Raw genomic sequence first — 23072 nt, forward strand, 5'->3', positions numbered from 1 at the left:
GGCCGCGCGCCCCGCCCCCGTCCGTCCTACGAGCCGAGCACCGTCAGCGGCACCTGCACCGTGATCGCCGCCCCCGCCGCGCTCGCCGTCCAGCCCCGGCCCGTCACGAGCGGTGTGCGCACCTGCTCGGCCGAGATGCGCGCGCCGATGAGGTCGCCCTCGCCGATGCTCTTCGGGCCGAGGAGGATGCCGCGCCGGGCACGCCGTGCGATACCCACCCAGCCCAGCGAGCTCATCGACTCCGGCAGCCCCGACAGGAGCAGGCCCTGCCCCCGGTCGCGGCCCGAGGAGGCCACCTGCCGCAGCACCTTGTCCGCCTTGCAGTTGAGCATGAGGTCCGCGTCGTCCACGACCACGACGACAGGCCGGCCCTCCACCTCCTCCAGCGCCCGCGCGACCGCGTCCGCCGAGGGGTCGGGCTCCGCGAAGACCTTCGCGAGGTCGTGCGCGGCGAGCTGGCGCAACTGCGAGTCGCGCGGCGTGAGGACGACGAGCTGGGTGCCGCCCAGGAGCAGCGAGACGGCCATCGACGCGAGCGTCGTGCTGCGGCCCGTGCGCGGCGGGCCCGCGACCATGAACGCCCCGCCGCCCGTCGCGAAGTCGAAGCTCAGCGGCTCGCCCGAGTCCCCGCCGATCCCGAGCAGCGCCCGCAGCGGGGCCCGCTCCTCGGCCGGGACCTGGTCCATCGCCTCCTGGAAACCCACCACCGACGGCAGCTCCCTGACCGGGAACGGGCGCCGCGAGGCGGGCAGCGCGGCATCGCGCGCCGTGGTGCGCTTCCCGATCTCCCGCACCGCCTCCGCCTGGTCCCCCTCCTCGGAGGGGAGCAGCGCGATCTGCGCCTCGATGCCCTCGGGCGCGAGCCAGCCCCGGCCCGGCGGGATGTGCGCCGGCACCTTGTTGCGCGGCATCCCCGCGACGTTGTAGTCACCCGGGTCCGCCTGCCGCAGCAGCAGCCTGCGGTCGTTGTGCGCCGCGAGCCGCCCGCCGAGCAGGACCCGCTCCGAGGTGGCGATCACGTGGATGCCCGCCGCCGCGCCCTCGCGCAGCAGCCGGACGACATCCGCGTAGACGCGCCCGCCGTCGTAGTCGTCGAGCATCGAGCCGAGCGCGTCCCAGCCGTCGATCAGGAGCAGCAGCCGCGCGGGCCGCCGGTCCTTGCCGACCTTCGCGCGCACGTCCGCGAGATCCGCCGCGTTGTGCTGCGCGATCAGGCGCTGCCGCTCCGTCAGCTCCCGCCCGAGGCGCGTGATGAGCCGTTCGAGGCGCTCCGCGTCGTGCCGCGAGACGACCGCACCGCAGTGCGGCAGCGACTCCAGGACCGACAGGCCGCCGCCGGAGGCGTCGATCCCGTAGATGTGCAGGTCCGCCGTCCCGATCGCGAGCGCGGCGGAGCCCGCGACCGTCCGCAGCACCTGCGTGCGCCCGGAGCGCGGCGAGCCGATGACGTAGAGGTGCCCGAAGCTCGCGAAGTCGATGACGCCCAGGCGGCGCTCCTGCGACCGCGGCAGGTCGAGGAGGGCGTACGGCACCGCGGGCAGTGCCCCCGGCGACGGCTTCGGCACGGGCGGCAGGTCCTCGGCCCGTACCCGGTCCTCCAGCGGCTCCAGCCACGGACTCGGCTGCGGCGTGAAGTCGTCGAGCAGCTCCGTCGCCCGCCCGATCGCCTCCACGAGCACCCGCAGATCCGTGACCGGCTCCTCCTCGGGAGCCGCGGCCCACTCGCGTTCCTCCTCCTCGCCCCACTCGGCCGGGCGCCCGAGCCGGTTCCAGGCCAGCTCGACCTCCCGCACCGGGCGCGCGGGACCGGCCGAAGGCGCCGAACCCGTGTCGCGCTCCGCGCCCGCCCACGCCGTCTGGAAGGGCGTCGGCGCGTCCGCGCCGCGCCGCACGAGCGCCCGCCCGGGGCTCGCGGACGAGATGCTCACCGCGTCCGTCGCGTTGATGATGTCCTGGCTCTCGGCCCGGTCCGTCACGCGCAGCGCGACCCGCAGGTTGGTGTTGGCGCGGATCTCGTTGCTCACCGCGCCGCCCGGACGCTGCGTCGCGAGCACCAGGTGCAGCCCGAGCGAACGCCCGCGCTGCGCCAGGCTGATGAGCCCCGGCACGAAGTCCGGCAGCTCCCGCACGAGCGTCGCGAACTCGTCGATCACCAGGACGAGCCGCGGCAGAGGCGCCATCTCCGGCTCCCGCGCCCGCTTCGCCCGGTACTCCGTGTGGTCCTTCGCCGCCACCTCGGCGAGCAGCCGCTCGCGCCGCTTCAGCTCCGCGTCGAGCGAGGCGAGCGCCCGCTGCACGAGGTGCCCGTCGAGGTCGGTGATCATGCCGAGCGTGTGCGGCAGCTCCGCGCACTCGCGGAAGGCGCTGCCGCCCTTGTAGTCGACGAGCACGAAGGTCAGTTCGTCCGGGCGGTTCACGGCGGCGAGCGAGGCGATCATCGTCTGGAGCAGCTCCGACTTGCCCGCGCCCGTCGTGCCGCCGATCAGCATGTGCGGCCCGTCCCGCACCAGGTCCACCCGCAGCGGCCCCTCGTACCCGGCGCCGAGGATGAACGTCGTGGACGCGGGACGGCGCTCCCAGGCCCCGGCCAGCGCCGTCGGGTCCGGGGGCTCCTGGCCGAGCAGCGGCAGCAGCCGCACCTGCGAGGGCAGCCCCGAGTCGCTGTCCACCGTCACGTCCCGCACCGGGGCGATCGCGCGCGCCACCTCCTCGCACCATGCGGAGTCGACGAGGTCGGCACGGACGTCCTCGACCTTCGGCACCCCCGAACTGCGCACCGATACCCGGTTGCCCTCCGCGACGACGACCGCCGTGCACTCCTCCGGCAGCAGCCGCTCCCGCTCGTCCACGCACAGCCCGAAGACCCGCACGCCCGGCCCCTGCGTGAGCACCTGGACCATCCCCGGCACATCGCGCAGCCGCCGTGCCCCGTCGAGGACCACGAGGATGTCCGGCTCGCGCAGCAACGTGTGCGCGAGGGCCGAGGAGGACCTGGCCGCCACCCGGTTCTGGATGTCGGAGATCAGCTCGTTGACCCGGTGCGCGGTGCTCTCCGGGTCGTTGCCGATCGCGACGGGCGACCCCGGACGGCCCGAAGCCAGGTGCGGCAGCCAGCGCACCCAGTTCCACGACTCCGCGTGCTCCTCCGTCGTCAGGACGACGATCCGCAGATCGCGCGGGCTGTGCAGGACCGCCGCCTGCGCCACCGCCCAGCACGCCAGGTCGCGCGGCGCCCGCCCGGGGCCCGAGACGCCGACCACGCCCTGGTCGGTCATCTCCAGGCCGTACGGCACGTCCGCGAGCCGCCAGTGCACCGCCCGGTGGTTCGTCTCGCGCGCGTGGTCCTCGATCCGCTTGAGCGAGGGCCGCGTCACGGTGCCGAGCCGCAGCGTCAGGAAGTCCGGGTCGCGGCGCCGCCGTTGCCACAGCAGGGTGCCGGGCCCCTTGGCGTGCAGCAGCACCGTCGCCGGGTCGGGGAAGGTGTCGTTGCGCAGCTCGCGCTCCTCGACCGTCGCCTCGCGCACCTCCCGCTCCAGGGCGGCGCGCCGCAGCCGGTAGATCCGCAGCGCCTCCGCCTGCTGCTTGCGGCCCGAGCGGCGGCCCGTGAGCCAGTTGCCGATCGCCATCATCGGGGTGAAGAAGATGAAGATGACGAAGTAGAAGGTGCGGAAGAGGCTCATCATCACGAGGCCCATGACGAGCGGCGCCATCATCATGATGAACGGGAAGGGGCGGTTCTTCCGCTCGCCCGGCGGGCCCTGCATCCGCATCGACTCGGTGTCCAGGTGCGGAGCGATACGGGGCGGCCGGTTGTACTCGACGGCGAAACCGTCGCGCGAGGGATTGACCGCCGCGTCCGCGTCGAAGGGGTCGGCCTGGCGCAGCAAGTGGTCGCCGAGGGCCAGATCGGCGTGGCAGGGCCACTCCCGCGAGCCGTCGTCGGGCGCGGGCCGCTCGGTGGCCGGGAGCGGCGCGGGCTCGGCGGGCAGCCCGTCGGGGCCGGGCTCGGCGGGGGTGGGGGAGTGGCCGCCGGGCCCGCCGTCCACCGGGCCGGCCGGTTCCTCGGCGGTGAGCGGGGTGCCGGTCTCGGGGTCCACGGGGGGCGGCGGGGTGAGGCTGCGCAGCCCGTCGCGGGCGGCGTCCGCGTCGGCGGGGAGCCGGAAGCTGAGCGCGCCGTCCATGCCGACCGTGATCCACGTGCCGCGCGGCGGCGCCCCACCCCCCTCCAGGCGCAGCGCGCAGCCGCGGTCCGTCCCCACCTCGTGGCTGCCGGGGCCGAGCAGCCAGGTCCGCCCGGCGCCCGGCCCGCCGACGTGGCGGACCTCGACCAGGACGGGATCGCGCGGGGGCGGCTGCCAGGCGCGGGTCGCGGTCCGTACGGGCACGGGGGCGCCGAGCCCGAGGACCGCCCCGGCGCGGATGCCCGCGGACCCCACGCGCAGCTCGGGGCTCACGAGCCGCTCACCGAGGTACAGCCGCTCCGCGCCGAGAGCGCTGCCGAGTTCGGCGACGGTCGCGCTCTCCGGCAGGTCGAGCAGATGATCGGTCCGCCCGGCGTCGGGTGCGATGGTGCTGACAGCGAGTTTCACGGGGTGGTCGTCCGTTTCACGAACTGGTCCGCGTCGCGCCCTCGTCGGGCCGCGCGGGAGTGGGCAGGGGACGGGCGGCGACTCCGGCGTGCGCGGCCGGGCTCGCCTCCTCCTCGGTCGTGGCGCCGGTCGCCTCCGACTCGCGGGCCTCGCTCTCCTCGACGAGGTCGGCGGCGCTCTCCACGGCCGAGGCGGGCGGCAGCACGGGCGGCAGGTTGTCCAGCGTGCGCACCACGGCGCGGCCGAGGCCGTCGCAGCGCGGCAGCAGGGGCGTGCCGGTGACGGCGACCCTGCCGTACCGGTCGGTGAACAACCGCCAGGCGTACGCGCGTGCCTCCCCCAGGACGAGGGTCCGCACCCCGGGCGCGCCGTCCGGCGCCGCCGCCATCTCCGGCGGCAGCGGGTCGGGCAGCTCGGCGGCGACCAGGACGGGCGCGAGACCGAGGCGCCGCGGGGTGTCGCGCGCCTCGCGGTAGGCGGTGCGCACGGCGGGTCCCGCGTGGCCCGGGTGCACCCCCTCGGCGACCGTGACCAGGTCGTCGGGGAGCCGGGCGTCGAGCTGGGCGGCGAGCGCCTGGAGCAGGGCCCGCGACGCCCGCTCGTCGCCGTCCACGCTCAGCACGGGCGGGCCGACGGTGAGGTCGAGGAAGACGCAGCACGGCGCGCCGTCCACGCTCTGCGCGCCGAGCGCCACGACGAGGGGGCGCTCCTCGGCCGTGCGCACCGCGACGAGCGGCAGGGCGGTACGCGCCGAGGTCCACGGCTCGGGCGAGCCGAGCCCGGCGAGCAGCACCGTGACGGTCTCGGGCCCGACGAGGGCGGCGTACGGGCGTCCGCCCGCCTCGGGGTCGCGCGCGGCGGCGGCCAGCGCCAGTTCGGCGTCCCGCCACGTGCCGGGGTCGCCGAGGCTCGTGACGAGCGCGCGCAGGGCGCGGCGGTGGCGGATCAGGGAGCGGACCGGTTCGGTGAAGGCCGCGACGGTGAGGGCGCCCTCACGGCGCAGCCGGGCCGCCCAGCGTCGCCAGCCGCCCCAGCGCATCGCCCACCAGCGCAGCAGGACGAAGATCAGGACGAGCAGCCCGATGATGCCGAGCCAGCGGAAGATCGCGTCCGCGTGGTCGCGGAACCAGTCGAAGGGATCGGTGTTCCTGTTCACAGATCGCCGCCCCTCACGCGGCAGGGAGGGATCGGCGCAATGCTTCGAGCGCGTAGTGGTTGCGGGACTTGACCGTGCCCTGGGGCACACCGGTCACGCGCGCGGTCTCCGCGCGGCTGCGGTCCCGCAGATGGATGTGGACGAGCACCTCGCGGTGCTCGTGCGAGAGGCGCGACAGCGCCTCGTAGAGCACCTGGCGGGTCGCCACGGTGTCGGCGAGTTCGGCCTCGCCGCCGTGGTGCGCCGGTTCCTCGGGGACGAGGCCGACGGGGACGGCCCGGTCGCGGCGGTGCGCGTCGATCGCGAGGTTGCGCGCGACGCGGTACAGCCACGCCTGGAGCCGCTGGTCGCCCTGGCGGTCCAGTTCGTCGAGGGTCAGCCAGGCGCGCAGCATCGTCTCCTGCACGATGTCCTCGGCGCGATGGAAGTCGCCGGAGGCGTGCAGGCGCGCGTAGCGCAGGAGCCGGGCGCGGTGCCGCTCGGCAGGGGGTAAAGCCGTGTGTGCATCCGGGGGGACGTGGCCCATGGGTCTGCTCCAAAGACTCACTCAAAAGGATGAGGCGGGGGCGGTGAGGAGCGCTTCCGGACAGGAGACTAGGTGCGTTGTACCACTTGTGGTAACGGCTCTTTAGATTCGAAAACCGGCAAATGTGGTCGGACTTGGCTCAGGAAAAGCTCAGAACTTAATGACCACAACTCAGGCGCCGGGAATTCTTCGGCGTCCCGGTGGCTCGTGTCCGTGCCCCGTCGGCCGGGGGTTCACCGTCGCGCGTACGGGCGCGGGCTCACCGTCGCGCGTCCGCGCGCGGGTGCGGGCCCGCGAGTGCGGACCTGCGGGCGCGGGTGCGGGCCCGCGAGTGCCGACCTGCGGGCGTGGGGCCGCGCGCGTGCGGGAGGGGGCGCGCAGGCGGGAAGGTGGTGCCGGCAGGGGCTCCGGCAGGAGGCGCGCGGGCGAAGGGGGAGGCGGCGTGGGGGAAGGGCGGCCTCGGTGGGCGCGCGGCGCGGAAGGGGGGGAGTGCTCTCTCGGTGAGCAGGATGATGGGCCGCCGCTCCGACTGGCGTCAAGAGGTGTGCACGACGGAGAGGCGCGATGTCCAGATCCTTCACCTCTCGAAGCGGGTGGGGTGCCAACCGGCCGTTCCTCTCAGGATTCGGCCAATCCGGCGTCGCTTTGTGAATCGACTGGTCAGCTCTCTTGACGCGCGGAACCGCCGCCACGAGTCTCCCCCTGCGGAGGGAGTGCTCTCTCGGCCCGACCCCCGCCTCCCACCGAGGAGTTCGCATGACCACCCGCACCCGCAGCCGGCGAAGAACCCTCCCCCGAGGAGTCCTCGCCGTCCTCGCCGCCGTCGCGCTCCTGTTCTCCCTCGCGGTGGTGACCGCCCCCGGCCGGGCCGTCGCCGCCGCGCCCGTACTCGTCTCGCAGGGCAAGCCCGCCACCGCCTCCAGCCAGGAGGGTCCCTTCACCGCCGCGTCCGCCGTCGACGGCGACAACGGCACCCGCTGGTCCAGCGAGTTCAGCGACAACCAGTGGCTCCAGGTCGACCTGGGCAGCAGCACGGCGATCGGCCAGGTCGTGCTGCGCTGGGAAGCCGCCTACGCCAAGGGCTACCAGATCCAGGTCTCGGCCAACGGCCAGCAGTGGACGACGATCCGCACCACCACCAACGGCACCGGCGGCAACGAGACGCTCGACGTCTCCGGCACGGGCCGCTACGTCCGCGTCCTCGGCACCCAGCGCGCCACCCAGTACGGCTACTCGCTCTGGGAGTTCCAGGTCTACTCGACCGGTGGCACGGGCGGCCCGCAGCCGGGCGGCGACGTCCTCCTCTCGTACGGGAAGCAGGGCACCGCCTCGACCTCGCAGAACGACGGCACCTGCTGGCTCTGCACGCCCGACAAGGCATTCGACCGCGACCCCGCGAGCCGCTGGGCCACGAGCCCCGAGGGCGGCTGGACCGACCCCGGCTGGATCGCCGTCGACCTCGGCGCGAACGCCGCGATCCACCGCGTCGTCCTCCAGTGGGACCCCGCCTACGCGAAGTCGTACCGCATCGACGTCTCCGACAACGGCACCGACTGGCGCACCGTCTACCAGACCACCACCGGCAAGGGCTTCAAGGAGACCATCCCCCTCGACACCACGGGCCGTCACGTGCGCGTGTACGGCACGCAGCGCTCCGGCGAGTACGGTTACTCGCTTTGGGAGTTCCAGGTGTGGGGCACCGGCGGCGCCCCCACCACGCCGCCGCCCCTCCCGGCCGACCCGAACTACTCGAAGCTCGTCTTCAACGACGACTTCGACGGCCCGGCGGGCCGCGCGCCCGACGCGAGCAAGTGGGTGCCGGAGACGGGCCCCGGACCGAACAACGAGCTGGAGTACTACACCAACAACAGGAACGCCGCGCTCGACGGCGCGGGCAACCTCGTCCTCGAAGCGCGCAAGGAGGAGACACCCGGCTCGGCGTGCCCCCGCGACCCGCTCACCGGGAGCGGCACGTGCCAGTACACCTCGGCCCGCCTCAACACGTACGGGAAGTTCAAGTTCACCTACGGCCGGGTCGAGGCGCGCATCAAGGTGTCCGGGACGCAGGGCCTGTGGCCCGCCTTCTGGATGCTCGGCGCGGACTACTTCGACCAGGGCAGGCCGTGGCCGTACACCGGTGAGATCGACATCATGGAGCACGTCGGCAAGGAGCCGGGGACGACGTACTCGACCCTGCACGCGCCCGCCTACAACGGCGCCAACGGCTTCGGCTCGCCCTACACCCTGCCCGGCGGCGCCGACTTCGCCGCGGGCTTCCACACCTTCACCGTCGACTGGAACAGCAAGGGCATGACCTTCCGCGTGGACGGGCAGGTCATGCACACGGTCGACAAGGACACCCTCGAAGCCACGCGTGGTCCCTGGGTCTTCGACCACGACTTCTTCATCATCCTCAACAACGCGGTGGGCGGCGACTGGCCCGGCGCCCCCGACGCCAGTACGCGGTTGCCGCAGAAGATGAGCATCGACTACGTGAAGGTCTGGCAGTGACACCTCGCTGAGACCTCGCACAGGGCGGGGGCCGGAGCGTGTGCTCCGGCCCCCGCCCGCGACACGTGTCGCTCAGCCCTTGCTGGCTCCGAGCGAGAGACCCGAGATGAACTGCTTCTGGAGCAGGATGTAGACGACCAGGGTCGGGATCGCGGCGATCATGGCGCCCGCGGCGATGAGGTTCTGGTTCGTCACGAACTGCCCCTGGAGGTTGGCGAGCGCCGAGGTGACCGGGCGTTTGTCGCCGGAGGACATCAGGGTGATGGCCCAGAAGAAGTCGTTGTAGATCCAGGTCGTCAGGAGCGTGGCGAGCGCGGCGAGCGCCGGGCGGCACAACGGCACCGTGAGCCGCCAGAAGCGGGTCCACAGCCCCGCCCCGTCCACGAGGGCCGCCTCGTACATCTCCCCGGGCACCGACTTCATGTAGTTGCTCAGCACGAAGACGCAGAAGCCGAGCTGGAACGCCACGTTGATGACGATGAGGCCGAACGCCGAGTTGTACATCAGGCCGCTGTCCGCGAGGAAGTGGGGCAGCGGGATCTTCAGGTACATCCGGAACAACGGCGTGATGATCACCTGCTGCGGCAGCAGGTTCCCCGCCGTGAACACGATGAGCAGCGCGACGTTGACCTTGACGTTGACACGTGTGAGGACGAAGGCGGCCCCCGAGGCCAGGACGAGCACGATGACGACCGCGGGAACCGTGATCAGCACCGAGTTCCAGAAGAAGCGGCCCATGTTCGCCTGGGTCCAGGCGTCGGAGAAGTTGCCCAGGGTCAGACTGTGCGGCAGGGACACGTATCCGTGCTTGCGGGTGTCCGAGTACGGGCGGATCGCGACGTAGAGCGCGAAGAGGATCGGCAGCAGCCACAGCACCGACGCGCAGACGAGGAAGACCTGCGAGAGGACCTGGCCCCGCGGGCGCGGCCTGCGGTCGCCGCCGCCCCGCACGGCGAGCGCGGGCGACGTCTGCGTACTCACGGTGTTTCCTCCTTGCGGAAGGACTGGCGGAGGAAGAGACAGATCGGGACCAGCGAGATCAGGAGCAGGACGACGCCGAGCGCGGAGCCGAAGCCGACCCGCTGGGTCTCGCCGACGATGTTCGACGTCACGAGCACCGAGAGGAGTTCGAGGCCGTTGATGCCCTTGTTCGTGATGTAGACGAGGTCGAAGGCGCGCAGCGACTCGATGACCGTGATCACCATGACGACGATGTTGATCGGCCGCATCGCCGGGAACACGACCCGCCAGAACGTCTGCCAGGCGTTCGCCCCGTCGATGCGGGCGGCCTCGCGCAGGCTCGGGTCGACCGCCTTGAGGCCCGCGAGGTACAGGACCATCACGTAACCGGCCTGACGCCAGGTGGCCTCCAGGAGCACGGCCCACAGGTTGAGGTGCGGGTTGCCGAGCCAGTCGATGGCGTTGCTGTCCCCGGACCGCCCGATGACCGTGTTGATCACGCCGTAGTTCTGCGAGAACACGAACTCCCAGATGATGCCGATGAGCGCGAGCGACAGCATGACGGGCAGGAACAGGATGCTCTGGTACATGCGGCTGCCCGCGATGCCCCGGTCGATCACGACCGCGAAGAGCATCCCGAGCGGTGTCGCGATCACGACGAAGACCGCGAGCCAGATCAGGTTGTGCTGGACGGCGGGCCAGAACTCCGGGTAGTTCGTCGCCGCCTGGTGGTAGTTCTGGAGGCCCGTGACGCAGCCGTTGTTGAGGACCGTGGGCAGCGCCGGGTCGCACGCCTTCGTGTGCAGGTCGCCGACGCCGTTCCACCGGAAGAAGGACAGGGCTATGGTGCCGAGCGCGGGGAACCACACGAAGGCGAGGCTGAGCAGGAGCGGGATGCCGAGCAGCAGCGCGGCCACGACGCGGTCGCGGGCGCTGAGGTGCCGCAGCCGCCGCCGCTTGCGCCCGGCGGCGGCGGCGCCGGGCGCGGTGGGCGCCCGGCGCGTACGTGTGAGCGTGCTCATCCCGTGTAGATCGCCTTCGCCTGCGATTCGGCGCTCTTCTGGAGCGTCGTGATGTTGCCGCCGCTGGGGTCGTCGAGGAACTTCTGGATGACGGAGATCATCGCGGTGGCCATCGCCGGGTCGGCGTCGCGGTCCATGAACTGCCCGACCGCCTTGCACTTGGCGATCTCCTCCACGGACTTCTTCTGGATCGCGTTGTACGAGGGCACCTTGAGGCCCTTCGCGAGACCCACGTCCCACTGGTCGCTCTTGAGGTACTCGGCCTCCGCCTCGCCCGAGCCGATGTACTCCAGGACGGCCTTCGCCGCCGACGGGTTCTTCGCCTTCTTGCTGAGCATGAAGCCGTCCGCGGGGGCGTCCATGAACTGCTGGCCCCACTTCGCGTTGATCGCGGGGAAGGGGAAGAAGTCCAGGTCGTCCAGGTCCTCCTTGTCGCTGACCCACTGGGCCGCGACCTGGTTGGTGCCCTGGAACATCATCCCGGCCTTGCGTCCCTCCAGCGCCTTGGCCGCGTCCTGCCAGATGCGCCCGTTGGCGCCGGTCTGCACGTACGGCATCATCTCGGCCCAGTGCTGGAAGACCGTGTGCACACCCTGGTCCGTCCACGGGATCTCGTGCTTCATCAGCTTGCTGTGGTAGTCGTGCCCGTTGATGCGCATGTTGAGGATGTCGAAGGTGCCGAGGGCCGGCCAGCCGTCCTTGTCGCCGAAGGCGACGGGGATGAGCCCGTCCTTCTTCATCTTCTTGCACAGCGCGAGGTAGGCGTCCCACGTGGTCGGCACGGAGTAGCCGTTCTTCTTGAACAGGCTCTTCCGGTAGAAGACGACCCACGGGTACTGGTAGATCGGCACGAAGTACTGGTGGCCGTCGAGACCGGTCGAGAGGTCCTTGGCGACGGGCCCGAAGTTGCCGCCGATCTTCTCCCACACGTCGTCCAGCTGCGCGGCGAGCCCCTGGGCCGCGAAGTACTGCATGCGGTACCCGGCGAACCACGTGAAGAGGTCGTCGGGGGTGCCCTGCAGGTAGCTCGTGATGTTCTGCTGGAAGGTGTTGTGGTCGACCGTGTTGATCTTGATCTTCGCCTTGGTCGACGTCGTCGCCGACGCCGTGAGCGCGGCGAACGCCTTCTTCGTGGCCGGGTCGGAGTAGTTCGAGCCGAAGGTGACCGTGCTGCCCGCCACCGGGCCCGACGACTTCGTCCCGCCGCCGGAATCGTCGTCGTCCCCGCAGGCCGACAGGAGCCCTCCCGCGGCCACTGTCAGCCCTGTGGCGCCCACACCCTTGAGCAGACCTCTGCGTGTGTGGGCGAAACCCGTGACGCCGTTGGACGGGTCGACAGGCGACATGGTGCCTCCATCGCGTAAGTGATTGTGCAGGGCGGCGAGTTGAGAGCGGCGGAGCGAAGCTCGCTCGGCGGACTTTTCCAACATAAGCCACCAATTAACAACGCAATCGATCGTCTGCGTAGTTCTAACGTCGACCTCGTGCGCGCGTCTATGTTTCTGGATACAAACAACTTTGGACGGTGGTACAGTCCGCCGGGCCGCCCGGGGGACGGCCGCCCCGACCATCGGGCGCACCTCAACCTCCCCCGCCAGACACCTTGTTGAGGAGGCCGCCGCCATCGAAGCCGAGACACCCGCCGCGGGACCCGGTTGCCGGGACCTGTCGGACCTCGCCGGTCTCGATCCCGCGGACCGCGCCGCGCTGGCCGCCGCCGTCGACCGGCTGCGGGGCCTCAGGGAGGTTTTCGCCGACCGCGTGTGCGCGCTGCTGCGCCGGCACGTCCCCGGCTACGCGGTGCTCGGACCCGAGGACATCCGTTTCTCCGCACGGCGGTTCATGGACATCGTCCTCACGGAGCTGTCCGCGCTGCGCGTGCCCGGCGCGGCGCTGCGCGGGGCGCTCGCCGACTACGCGAGCGAGCGGGCCGCGCGCGGCGTGCCGCCCGACGTGCTCGCCCTCGCGTACCAGTGGGGCTCCCGGGCGATGCTCGCCCTGATGGACGAGGTCGGGGCCGCGGTGGGGCTCCCGCCCGCCGTCCTGCTCGCCGCGCACGACGGCACCTGGCAGTTCACCCACGAGGCGGCCGGGATCTTCTCCCGCGTCCAGCGCGATCTGGCCCTGGAACGCGTCCAGTTCGACGCCGAGCGCCGTGCCGCCTTCGCGGCGGGCGTGCTCGCGGGGACGCTGCCCGCCGAGCACATCGGCGACGACGCGCGCCTCTTCGGGCTCGTGCCCCAGGCGCGCCACGTCGCCCTCGCCGCGCGGGCCGCCAACGACGCCGACGCGGAGGCCCTGCGCCTCGCCGTCGCCGGGGCGCTGCGGCTCCCCGCGGACCGCCTGCTCCTCGCCCGGGTCGGCACCGTTCTCGGCTTCATCGCGCCGAGGGCACCGGACTCGGTCGCGGGGCACCTGGTGGCGGCGGGACCCGCGCTCCCGCTCGACCGGCTCGGCACGGGCTTCGGCGAGGCCGTGCTCGCGCTGGAGACCGCGCGGCAGTTCGCCATGTCGGGCGTCGTGCGCCTCTCGGGCCTCGGCCCCCGGCCCCTCGTCCTCGCGGACCCGCTCACCGCGGACAGCCTCTCCGCACGGCACCTGTCGGCACTCGACGGCGCCGGGCGCTCCAGCAACGAGATCGAGCGCACCACGCGGGTCTACCTCGAATGCGACCAGGACGTACGGGAGGTGGCCCGGCGGCTCGCCGTGCACCCGAACACCGTGCGCTACCGGGTCAGCCGTTTCCAGGAACTCACGGACCTGAACCTGCGGCGCACCGAGGACCTGGTGACCTCGTGGTGGCTCCTCAACCGGCGGCGCGCGTGAAGGGGCGGGACGGCGGGGGAGCCGGGGGAGGGCCGGGGCCCGGAGCCGGGTGGTGCGCCCGCGCATTGCTTCTCGGCCCCTCACTGGCCAGAATGGTGAGGTGAACCATGCATTTCCCTGTGGGACGCTCCCCCTCGACTTCGTCGGCACGCTGCGCGCTCGGCGCAACGCCGCGCCGGTGGAGAAGCTCGCGACCCCCGGGCTGCTCGACGACTGGTTCGTCGAGTCAGGGATGTTCGACATGCCGCCCGGCGCCGACGAGGCCGACCTCGACACGGCCGTCGCACTGCGCGAGGTGATCTACGAGCTGGTCGCCGCGCTGCTCGCGGGCGAGACGCTGCCGCCCGCCGGGGTCGACGCGATCAACCGGCAGGCGGCGGGGCTTCCGGTGAAGGTCCAGCTCGGACCCGACGGCGTGCGGCACTCCGGGTCCGTCTCGCAGGGGCTCGCCGCCCTCGCCCGCGAGACGGTCGAGATCGTCGGCGGCGCGGACGGCGCGCTCCTGCGAGAGTGCGCCCGTCCCGAGTGCACGCAGGTCTACCTGGACCGCTCCCGGGGCCACCGCCGCGAGTGGTGCGCCATGCGGACCTGCGGCAACCGCGTCAAGGCCGCCGCCTACCGCGCCCGTCGCCAGGAGGCGGTGCGGGGCTGACCGGCGACGCTCCGCCCGCCCCGGCCATCCGCCGGGGCGTCGCGCTGTCGCGGGCCGCCGCATCGCCGTCGGTCGCCTGTTTCCCGCGCCCGTAGAGCGCCCCGCGCGAGGGCGTCGACCGCTGGGCGCCCCGCATCGCCCGTGCACGCGCCAGTCTCCCCGGTACGGCGCCCACGTCCCTTCGTACGTGCCCTCTCGCGCGCCTTCGCGGCGTCCTCGTCCTTCGCGGGCAAGTCCTTTGTGCGCCCGCCCGTCGTGGGCATGACCCTCGCACACGTGTGTCCATTCCCGTCCGGATGCTCGCTTCCCCAGACACGAGTGGAGTGACCAGCTCAGCAACGCTCCTCAAAAGTAACCGTCTTGACGGGTAATGAGGTGCGTGCAAGTATCTCCCCACCCGACCGGAAGACACATGATGAAACGCATCCTGGCCGTCCTCGCGACGGTCCTCCCGCTGACCGCGGCCGTTTACCTCCCGCCCGCGTCGGCGGCCACCCCGCCCGGAGCCGCGGCACCCCGCTGCGCGGCCCCGCCACTGCGCGCGCCCGCCGGGACCCGCGTCGAGTCCGTGACCGCGGAGAGCGTCGCGGCCGGGGACGTCGTCGTCCCGCCGATCCCGCCGCAGGACGGCTACACCGTGCCCGGCGTGCCCGCCCGCTGCGAGGTCACGGTGACCCTCACCCACCCCGGCGCGGACGATCACGCCCGCATCCAGGTGTGGCTGCCCGCGAGCGGCTGGAACGGCCGCCTCCAGACCGTCGGCGGCAGCGCCTACGCCGCCGGCGACTACGGCGGTCAGCTCGCCGCCGCCGTCCAGGGCGGCTACGCCGCCGCCACGACCGACGCCGGTGTCTCCACGTACACCGACGTCTCTTGGGCCCTGACCGCCAAGGGCGCGATCAACAGGCCCCTGCTGGAGAACTTCGCCTCGCGCTCCGAGCACGAGACCGCCGTCCTCGCCAAACAGGTCGTCAGCGGCGCCTACGGACGTCCTGTCGCCCACGCCTACTTCAACGGCTGCTCGACGGGCGGCCGGCAGGGCTACATGGAGGCCCAGCGCCACCCGGACGACTACGACGGCATCGCCGCCCACGCGCCCGCGATCAGCTGGGACGCCTTCGAGGTCGCGACGCTCTGGCCGCAAGTGGTCATGGCGCAGTCCCACACGTATCCCACGAAGTGTGAGTTCGACGCCTTCACGGCGGCGGCCGTCACCGCCTGCGACCCGACGGACGGCGCGAAGGACGGCGTCATCGGCGACCCCGCCGCCTGCGACTACGACCCCCGCCGCCTCATCGGCACGCGCATCGACTGCGACGGCGTCCCGACGACGATCACCGCCGCCGACGCGGCCGTCGTGCGCGAGATCTGGGACGGTCCGCGCTCCGGGCGCGGCACGAAGCTCTGGTACGGCACACCGGTCGGCGCCGACCTCAGCGCGCTCGCGGGCGTCGAGGACGGCATCGCGCAGCCGTTCCCCGTACCCGCCGCCTGGGTCACCACCTTCGTGCGCAAGCACCCCGCCGAGGACGCGACGAAGCTCTCCTACACCGAGTTCGAGAAGGCGTTCCGGCAGTCGCGCGCGGAGTTCGGCGGCGTCATCGGCACCGACGACCCCGATCTCTCCGGCTTCCGCCGCTCCGGCGGCAAGCTCCTGAGCTGGCAGGGACTCGCCGACCAGTACATCCCGGCGGCGGGGACAGCGGCCTACCGCGACCGCGTCGAGGACCGGATGGGCGGCGCGGGGCGCGTCGACGACTTCTACCGGCTCTTCCTCGCCCCCGGGACCGACCACTGCGCCGGGCCCGGGAACACGGGCGCCGCGCCGACCGATCCGCTCGGCGCCCTCGTGGACTGGGTCGAGCACGGCAAGGCCCCGGACACCCTGCCCGCCGCGGTGACCCGCGCGGACGGACGCACCGTCACGCGCGACCTGTGCCGCTACCCGCGCGTCTCGCGCTACACCGGCCACGGCGACGTCGACGAGGCGAGCAGCTTCCGCTGCGTCCTGCCGCGCCGCTGAACAACGGACGTGCGTGCTGTGCCCGCCCGGGACACGGTCGCGCCACCGGACGTGAGGAGAAGGACCGGCCGCCCCGGGGAGGGGCGGCCGGTCCTTCTCCTCACACGTGTGTCCGTGCTCAGAAGTGGTCGACGTCCACGACCGCCTGGGCGAAGGCGGTCGGCGCCTCCTGCGGCACGTTGTGGCCGATGCCGGTGAGGAGCCGGTGCGCGTAGGGCCCGGTGAACTTGTCGCGGTAGCCGCTGCCGTCCCCGTTGTTCGCGGTGAACGGGTCGCGGTCCGCGTCGAGCGTGAGGGCGGGGACGGTGACGACGGGCCCGGTGGCGAGCCGGTCCTCGTAGCGGTCGTAGCCGCGCTCGCCCCCGGCGAGACCCAGCCGCCAGCGGTAGTTGTGGACGACGATCGCCGCGTAGTCGGGGTTCTCGAAGGCCGCCGAGGTGCGGGCGAACGTCGCGTCGTCGAAGTCCCAGGTTGGCGAGACCTCGTCCCACACGAGCCGCGTGAGCTGCTGCCGGTAGTCCTTGTTCTCCATCGCCTTCGCGCCTCGCTCCGTCGCGAAGTAGTACTGGTACCACCACGGCCGTTCGGCGGCGGGCGGCAGGGGGTCGCGCTGCCTCGCCCGGTCGGTCACGAGGTAACCGCTCACCGCGACGAGGGCCTTGACCCGCTCGGGCCACAGCGCCGCGACGATGGCGGCCGTGCGCGAGCCCCAGTCGAAGCCCGCGAGGACGGCGCGGTCGATCCGCAGCGCGTCGAGGAAGGCGAGGATGTCGAGGGCGACGGCGGCCTGCTGGGCGTTGCGGACGGTGCGGGCCGAGCGGAAGCGTGTCGTGCCGTGGCCGCGCAGGTACGGGACGAGCACCCGGTAGCCCGCGTCGGCGAGGAGCGGGGCCACGTCGACGTAGGAGTGGATGTCGTACGGCCAGCCGTGCAGGCACACGACGACGGGGCCGTGCGCCGGGCCGAGTTCCGCGTACCCGATGTCCAGCACCCCGGCCCCGATCCGCTTCAGCCGCGGGAAGGAGGTGTGGGCGCCGGGAGCGAGGTCCGGGATCACGGGCGCCCTCCCTGCGGTGTGCCCGAAGCGGTCGGCCGGGGTGCCGCCGGTCGCGGCCCGCGCGACGCCGGGGAGCCCGGCCAGCGAAGCCGCGGCGGCTCCGGTCCCGAGACCGATCGTTTTGTGGAAGGTACGCCTGTCGAGCATGAGATTCCCTTCGCGCGTCTCCAGCCGTGGACACGTCCGTGTACCGGCGCCTCATCATCCGCCGCACCTGATAACCAGTCAAGGAAGTGATGTGCAGGCGTGAAGGGGTCCTCAATGTGTACGTGACTCGCCGAAGTAACCGTCTTGACTGGTTATCGCGCACGTGTCAGAGTCATCACCAGTCGAACCGGTTACTCGCGACCGGTTCACACAGCACCTGGGGGATCTTCCATGGCCGTCGTCCGCTTCCACCTCGACTCGGCCCTCGCGCCCTCGCAGGCCCTCGCCGTGCTCACCGACTTCGGGCCCTCCCGGCCCCGGGAGTGGCCGTCGATCGACGCCGGGCACTTCGTGGTCCACGCCCGGGGCGCGAACTGGGCGGAGGTCACCGAAGGCACCGCCGCCGCCTGGGAACGCGCACGCTACGAGTGGGACGCGGACACGGCACGCGTCACGATCACCACGCTGGACTCGAAGCTCTTCGGCGCGGGCGGCGGCTGGACCTTCCGGATGACCCCACAGGGTGCGGGCTCCCGCATAGACGTGGAACTGACCCGCACCCCCGCCACCACCAAGGGGAAACTCCTCGCCGCCCTGCTCCCCCTCGTCGGCCCCTCCTCGCTCCGCAAGTCCTTCGCGGGCCCTCTGCGCACGGCGGCCTGAGGGGGCGCGGCCTCGGCCCGGGGGCGAAGCCTCAGCGCGTCCGCGAAGGGACGAGTGTGTACAGCACCGAACGCCGCTCCTTGTGGCGGCGGAGCCTGCCCTTGGCCACCAGGGACTCCAGCGTGTTCCGCACGACCTGCGGCGTCGGCGTCCGCTCCGGGTGCTTCGCCATCAGCTCCGCGCGCAGGTCCTTCGCCGCACGCGGCTCCGTCGAGGCGCCGAGCAGTTCCGCCAGCAGGTCGCCCAGCAGTGGAGAGGGTGACTTCCCCCTCGCGGGCTTGACGTCCTCGCCGTCACGGCCGCCCGCACCCCGGCTCCTTCGCCCGGAGCCCCCGGCGGCCTTCTCCTCCCGCTTCTGTGCGGGCGGGGTCGGCGCGAAGCGCTCCGTGAGGCTCAGGATGTCGGTCAGGAGCGCTTCCTCCTGCTTCAACACCCTCATCTCCTCCGTCAGTTGCTGCTGACGGCGACGGTTCTCCTCCAGGTCCGACGCGGCCTGCTCGACGTACCGCGAACGGATCGTGGCGGCTGACTGGCTGGACACAGGCACGCACTCCTCACATCGGACGGATGCCACGCATGGTACGGCGGGACAGGTGCCGCGAAGCCGACGCGCACCGCGCGGGCCCGCGCGACCACGACACGTATGACCGGCACGACGCCGCACGTCGCACGGAACGAACGGGAGGAACCGCGTGAACGGTGGACGAGGGAACGCACGGACGGCGAAGGGCTCGACCGGCGGTGCGCCGGACGGAGGGCTCGGACCCCTCCGGCACGTACGGACCGACGCACTCGACATCGCCTACCACGACATCGGCCCCGCGCACGGCACGCCCGTCGTGCTGCTGCACGGCTGGCCGTTCGACCCGGTCGGCTCGTACGGTGCGGTGGCGCCCGCCCTCGCCCGGCGCGGGTACCGCTGCTACGTGCCCTACCTGCGTGGCCACGGCGAGACACGTTTCCGCCACGCGCGCACCCCCCGCTCGGGCCAGCAGGCCGCGCTGGGCGCCGACCTCCTCGCCTTCCTGGACGCGCTCCGCGTCCCGCGCGCCCTGTTCGCCGGGTACGACTGGGGCGGTCGCGCCGCCGATGTCGCGGCGGCGCTGTGGCCGGAGCGCTGCGCGGGTCTCGTCTCCGTCAACGGCTATCTGATCCAGAACCTCGCCGTGGCGCGGGAGCCCCTTCCCCCCTCGATCGAATCCGGCTACTGGTACTTCTTCTACTTCCTCACCGAACGCGGCCGGAAGGGGCTGACCCGCGATCGCGCGGGACTCGCCCGCGTCGTGTGGCAGCGCAACTCGCCCCAATGGCACTTCACCGAGGCAGAGTTCGCACGGGCGGCCGAGCTGTGGGACAACCCCGATTACGTGGACGTCGTCATCCACGGCTACCGGCACCGCCTCGACGCCGCGCCCGGCGCACCCGCGTACGCGGAGTGGGAGGCGCTTCTGCGCGAGCAGCCCCGGATCGTCGTCCCCGCGGTGACGCTCGACGGCGAGGCGGACGGCGTCACCCCCTGGACCGACGGGAGCGGCTACGCGGCCCACTTCACCGGCCCCTGGAACCACCACGTGATCCCGGGAGCCGGGCACAACGTGCCCCAGGAACGCCCGGAGGCCTTCACCGAGGCCGTCATCGAGGCGGACGCCCTGGGCAGGACGTGAGCGGACGGACCGTCGCGGCGGATCGCGGGACGCCGCTCACTCCCACGCGACCTCCGTCGTCGCCAGGTGCGCCAGGTCGCGGGCGCGCCACACGTGGGTGTGCGGGGCGAGACGAGCGCGGTACTCCTCCCACGGGGACGGGCCACCGCACCAGGCGGTCTCGGCGGCGGCGGGGAGCCGGGGCAGCAGGAGGAGGACCACGTCGGCCAGGCTCGTGACCGACTCCCCGAAGACGGTGGCCTCCACCCCCGCGATCCGCTCGGGCGGCACGCCGTGCGTGTGCGGTTCCCATGCCGCCGTGTAGGCCACGTCGCGGTGCCGGTAGGAGGGGAAGCCGAGGCGGGAGGCGTCGGCCGCCTGCGCGGGCGGAACGATCGCGATGTCGTAGGCGCGGTCGAGATAGAGGTGGGACTGCGGGGAGAGCAGCACCTTCCCGCCGCCCGCGAGGATGCGCCCCAGGTCCCCGTCGGCCGGGGCGAAGAAGCGGCCCATGGCCTGCGCCAGCTCCAGGGTCCAGCCGTGCCGCAGGAGTTCGGGGCGGGCCTCCAGTTCCTCCTGGCTGCCCGGCAGTTCCATCATCGGCACGTCCACCCAGAACTGGGCGAGGTCGTCCGGGGTGGTGCCCGCGCGGCTCGACTCCTGCCAGCCGAGGGGGCGTTTGCCGTGCGCGCGGACGGCGGCGCGCAGGGCCCGTACGGCGACGGCGAAGCTCTCCCCGGTCATCCCGACCGCCTCGTCCGCGCCGATGTGCACGTACGGGCCTTCCGTGAGCGCGCACACCCCGGCGAAAATCTCCTCCACGAGAGCGCGCGTGCCGGGGTCCGCCAGGTCGAGCGGCGGTACGAACGGGAAGCGACCGGCGAGCCCTTCCGGGCAGGGGGCGGCCGGCAGGCCGGGGACGGCGGCGCGCAGCGCGGCACAGTGTCCGGGCAGGTCGATCTCCGGGACGAGGGTCACGAAGCGCGCGGCGGCGTACCGCTGCAGCTCCCCGTACTCGTCCGCCGTGTAGAAGGGCGCCTCCCCGGCGGTCAGCCGGGGGAGCCCCGGCAGTTCGATGCGCCAGCCCTCGTTGTCGGTGAGGTGCAGATGGACGACGTTGAGCTTGTACAGCGCGGCCAGGTCGATGAGCTGCCGCACCTCGGCCGGGCGCAGGAAGCCGCGCGCCGGGTCGATCAGCAGCCCGCGCCAGGCGAAGTGCGGCGCGTCCGTGAACTCCTGGGCGGGGAGGGTTTGCCCGGGGGAGTGCGCCGCCGTCGCGAGGAGCTGGAGCGCGCTTGCCGCCGCGCGGAAGAGCCCTTCGGGCGTCGTCGCCCGGCAGTGGAGCCCCGTGGCGTCGACCGTCAGGCGGTACGACTCGTCGGCGGGCACGTCGAGCCCCGCAGGGGACACGCCCCGCGCGACCGGCCCGTACGGGCTCTCGTCCGTGCGGAGCGCGAGCGTGAGGTCCCGCGTCCCGCCGTCGTCGCCGAGCGCCGTGGCGCCGTCCTCGTCGCCGAGGGGCAGCAACCGTGTCCCGAGGTGCGGGGCGAGGAGCGTGTGCACGGTACGCGCCACCTCCGCGAGCGCGGGGTCCTCGGCCCGCAGCCGCCACCGGCCGCCCACCGGCAGCGGAGGGCCCGGCAGCGCGCGCGCCGGACCGGTGGGGCGCGGGACGAGGGGGTGCGGATGGTGGCTTGTGGGGGCGGGCGTGTGGTCCGGGCGGGCAAGGGTCATGACGTGCTCCGGGACGACGAAGGCGGGTGGCGGACGGGATCGCGGACGGTGAAAGCGGTGTCGGCGCTCTCCTCGCCCGGCATCCGCGCGTGTACGCTCACACCAAAACCGATCAGTGAACGTTTTTCAAGACGCCGGCGGCTCCAGGTCGCGGAGCACGTGTGCGGGACCGCGGAGCGCGGTGCCGCCGCGCTCCGCGGTCCCCCGTCCGGCCACCACGGCAGAAGGGCGACCCGCATGTCCCGTACAACCGCCGGTACCGCGCTCCCCGAGGACTTCCTCTTCGGCGCCTCCACCTCCGCGCACCAGACCGAGGGCAACAACCACGCGAGTGACTGGTGGGCCCTGGAGCACCGGCCCGGCACCTTCCTGCCGCAACCGAGCGGGGACGCGGCCGACAGCTGGCACCGCTGGCCCGAGGACATGGACCTGCTTGCCGAACTGGGCTTCAACGCCTACCGGTTCAGCATCGAGTGGGCGCGGATCGAACCGGAACGGGGCCACGTCTCGCGCGCCGCGCTCGCCCACTACCGGGACATGGTGCGCGGCGCGCTCGCCCGCGGTCTCCGGCCCGTCGTCACGCTGCACCACTTCACCAACCCGCGCTGGTTCACCGAACGCGGCGGCTGGACGGCGCCCGACGCGCCGGAGGTGTTCGCCGCATACGCGCGCACCGTGCTGCCGGTCCTCACCGAGGGCGTCCGGTACGTCGCCACGATCAACGAGCCGAACATGATCGCGCTCATGCACACCCTCCTCGCCACCGCCCGCGCGGAGGGGTCCGGCGGCGGCATGGAGGGAGCCGCCGCGCTCGGCGCGCGGGCGCTGCCCGACGCGGCCGTGACCCGCGCGCTGATCGCCGCGCACGCCGCCGCCCGACGGGTGCTCAAGGAGGCCCGTCCGGACCTCCTCGTCGGCTGGACCGTCGCGAACCAGGTGTACGAGGCCGAACCCGGCGCCGAGGAGGTCGCGGCGGCGCACGCGTACCCGCGCGAGGACGTCTTCCTCGAAGCGGCGCGCGGCGACGACTGGGTCGGGGTGCAGTCGTACACGCGCACCCGTGTCGGCGCGGAGGGCCCGCTGCCCGTGCCCGAGGGCGCGGAGACGACGCAGACCGGCTGGGAGTACCACCCGGCGGCCCTCGCCGCCGCGATCCGGCACACCATCGCCGTGACCGGCCCGGACGTGCCCGTCCTCGTCACCGAGAACGGCATCGCCACCGCCGACGACGCCCGACGCCTCGCGTACACGACGGAGGCGCTGCGAGGTCTCGCCGCCACTCTGCGCGAGGGCTGCGACGTGCGCGGCTACCTGCACTGGAGCGCGCTCGACAACTACGAGTGGGGTTCCTACGGGCCGACCTTCGGATTGATCGCGGTCGACCCGGAGACCTTCGCGCGGACCCCGAAGGAATCGGCGCGATGGCTCGGCGGCCTGGCGCGTGCGGGCTGCCTGCCGCCGGAGACGGAGGCGACGGGAGAGGGCGCGCTCGGGGACGGGGGCCGGGAGGGGGCCGGGGCCACCCGTACGGGAGTGCGCTAGGCCGTCTCTTCAACTGATCTT

The 23072-nt window shown here is 72.9% G+C and carries 16 protein-coding genes; 7 read left to right on the forward strand and 9 right to left on the reverse strand.

Annotation, left to right across the window (positions count from 1 at the left end; genetic code table 11):
- Positions 1 to 26: 26 nt before the first annotated feature.
- From STTU_RS30385 to STTU_RS30395, 3 genes are read right to left on the reverse strand one after another with little or no spacing between them, the layout of a single operon-like run.
- On the reverse strand, positions 27 to 4589 hold the full coding sequence (locus STTU_RS30385; protein ID WP_007830063.1) for an FtsK/SpoIIIE domain-containing protein: 4563 nt from the start codon (positions 4587 to 4589) through the stop codon (positions 27 to 29).
- A gap of 16 nt (positions 4590 to 4605) precedes the next feature.
- On the reverse strand, positions 4606 to 5745 hold the full coding sequence (locus tag STTU_RS30390) for a hypothetical protein (protein ID WP_007830064.1): 1140 nt from the start codon (positions 5743 to 5745) through the stop codon (positions 4606 to 4608).
- Between the two features lie 13 nt (positions 5746 to 5758).
- Positions 5759 to 6271 carry a sigma-70 family RNA polymerase sigma factor gene (locus STTU_RS30395; RefSeq protein ID WP_009062777.1) on the reverse strand — a complete coding sequence of 171 codons (513 nt, stop codon included), beginning with the start codon at positions 6269 to 6271 and terminating at the stop codon, positions 5759 to 5761.
- Positions 6272 to 7027: 756 nt separating this feature from the next.
- Here STTU_RS30395 and STTU_RS30400 point away from each other — a divergent pair.
- Positions 7028 to 8782, forward strand: a complete 1755-nt coding sequence (locus STTU_RS30400; protein ID WP_043256812.1) for a discoidin domain-containing protein — start codon at positions 7028 to 7030, stop codon at positions 8780 to 8782.
- Between the two features lie 72 nt (positions 8783 to 8854).
- On the opposite strand, the gene STTU_RS30405 is transcribed toward STTU_RS30400, so the two are convergent.
- From STTU_RS30405 to STTU_RS30415, 3 genes are read right to left on the reverse strand one after another with little or no spacing between them, the layout of a single operon-like run.
- Positions 8855 to 9763: a carbohydrate ABC transporter permease gene (locus tag STTU_RS30405; protein WP_010265456.1), complete on the reverse strand. Its 909-nt coding sequence runs from the start codon at positions 9761 to 9763 to the stop codon at positions 8855 to 8857.
- On the reverse strand, positions 9760 to 10764 hold the full coding sequence (locus STTU_RS30410) for a carbohydrate ABC transporter permease (protein WP_043256814.1): 1005 nt from the start codon (positions 10762 to 10764) through the stop codon (positions 9760 to 9762). Before STTU_RS30410 ends, STTU_RS30405 begins: the two co-directional genes overlap by 4 nt.
- Positions 10761 to 12020, reverse strand: a complete 1260-nt coding sequence (locus STTU_RS30415; protein WP_007830070.1) for an ABC transporter substrate-binding protein — start codon at positions 12018 to 12020, stop codon at positions 10761 to 10763. The genes STTU_RS30410 and STTU_RS30415 overlap by 4 nt, the downstream gene beginning before the upstream one ends.
- A gap of 262 nt (positions 12021 to 12282) precedes the next feature.
- On the opposite strand from STTU_RS30415, the gene STTU_RS30420 reads away from it, so the two are divergent.
- The 3 genes from STTU_RS30420 to STTU_RS30430 all read left to right on the forward strand — a co-directional run bounded on the left by STTU_RS30420 (position 12283) and on the right by STTU_RS30430 (position 16265).
- Complete coding sequence (locus STTU_RS30420; RefSeq protein ID WP_007830071.1) at positions 12283 to 13590, forward strand: PucR family transcriptional regulator; 1308 nt, start codon at positions 12283 to 12285, stop codon at positions 13588 to 13590.
- Positions 13591 to 13690: 100 nt separating this feature from the next.
- Complete coding sequence (locus tag STTU_RS30425) at positions 13691 to 14242, forward strand: CGNR zinc finger domain-containing protein (RefSeq protein ID WP_043256816.1); 552 nt, start codon at positions 13691 to 13693, stop codon at positions 14240 to 14242.
- A gap of 412 nt (positions 14243 to 14654) precedes the next feature.
- Entirely contained in the window at positions 14655 to 16265 is a 1611-nt protein-coding gene (locus STTU_RS30430; protein WP_007830073.1) for a tannase/feruloyl esterase family alpha/beta hydrolase, read from the forward strand.
- Between the two features lie 118 nt (positions 16266 to 16383).
- Here STTU_RS30430 and STTU_RS30435 read toward each other — a convergent pair whose 3' ends face one another.
- Positions 16384 to 17469 (reverse strand): alpha/beta fold hydrolase, encoded by a 1086-nt coding sequence (locus STTU_RS30435; RefSeq protein WP_007830074.1) that lies wholly within the window; start codon positions 17467 to 17469, stop codon positions 16384 to 16386.
- A 231-nt stretch (positions 17470 to 17700) separates the two neighbouring features.
- Here STTU_RS30435 and STTU_RS30440 point away from each other — a divergent pair, with 231 nt between their 5' ends.
- Positions 17701 to 18132, forward strand: a complete 432-nt coding sequence (locus STTU_RS30440; RefSeq protein ID WP_007830075.1) for a hypothetical protein — start codon at positions 17701 to 17703, stop codon at positions 18130 to 18132.
- Positions 18133 to 18163: 31 nt separating this feature from the next.
- On the opposite strand, the gene STTU_RS30445 is transcribed toward STTU_RS30440, so the two are convergent.
- Positions 18164 to 18673, reverse strand: coding sequence for a hypothetical protein (locus tag STTU_RS30445; protein WP_007830076.1), 510 nt, complete (start codon positions 18671 to 18673; stop codon positions 18164 to 18166).
- Between the two features lie 151 nt (positions 18674 to 18824).
- Between STTU_RS30445 and STTU_RS30450 the strand changes: the two genes are divergently transcribed.
- Entirely contained in the window at positions 18825 to 19796 is a 972-nt protein-coding gene (locus tag STTU_RS30450) for an alpha/beta fold hydrolase (RefSeq protein WP_007830077.1), read from the forward strand.
- Positions 19797 to 19832: 36 nt separating this feature from the next.
- On the opposite strand, the gene STTU_RS30455 is transcribed toward STTU_RS30450, so the two are convergent.
- A complete protein-coding gene (locus STTU_RS30455) occupies positions 19833 to 21398 on the reverse strand; it encodes a family 20 glycosylhydrolase (protein ID WP_007830078.1) in 1566 nt (521 codons plus the stop codon).
- Positions 21399 to 21746: 348 nt separating this feature from the next.
- Here STTU_RS30455 and STTU_RS30460 point away from each other — a divergent pair, with 348 nt between their 5' ends.
- A complete protein-coding gene (locus STTU_RS30460) occupies positions 21747 to 23051 on the forward strand; it encodes a glycoside hydrolase family 1 protein (protein ID WP_043256818.1) in 1305 nt (434 codons plus the stop codon).
- Positions 23052 to 23072 lie beyond the last annotated feature (21 nt).

The sequence above is a fragment of the Streptomyces sp. Tu6071 genome (assembly GCF_000213055.1).
Taxonomy (GTDB): Bacteria; Actinomycetota; Actinomycetes; order Streptomycetales; family Streptomycetaceae; genus Streptomyces; species Streptomyces evansiae.

Coding starts and splice junctions, on each gene's coding strand:
- STTU_RS30440 (WP_007830075.1), top strand. CDS start 17,701: ATGGCCGTCGTCCGCTTCCACCTCGACTCGGCCCTCGCGCCCTCGCAG.
- STTU_RS30395 (WP_009062777.1), bottom strand. CDS start 6,271: ATGGGCCACGTCCCCCCGGATGCACACACGGCTTTACCCCCTGCCGAG.
- STTU_RS30400 (WP_043256812.1), top strand. CDS start 7,028: ATGACCACCCGCACCCGCAGCCGGCGAAGAACCCTCCCCCGAGGAGTC.
- STTU_RS30460 (WP_043256818.1), top strand. CDS start 21,747: ATGTCCCGTACAACCGCCGGTACCGCGCTCCCCGAGGACTTCCTCTTC.
- STTU_RS30430 (WP_007830073.1), top strand. CDS start 14,655: ATGATGAAACGCATCCTGGCCGTCCTCGCGACGGTCCTCCCGCTGACC.
- STTU_RS30435 (WP_007830074.1), bottom strand. CDS start 17,469: ATGCTCGACAGGCGTACCTTCCACAAAACGATCGGTCTCGGGACCGGA.
- STTU_RS30410 (WP_043256814.1), bottom strand. CDS start 10,764: ATGAGCACGCTCACACGTACGCGCCGGGCGCCCACCGCGCCCGGCGCC.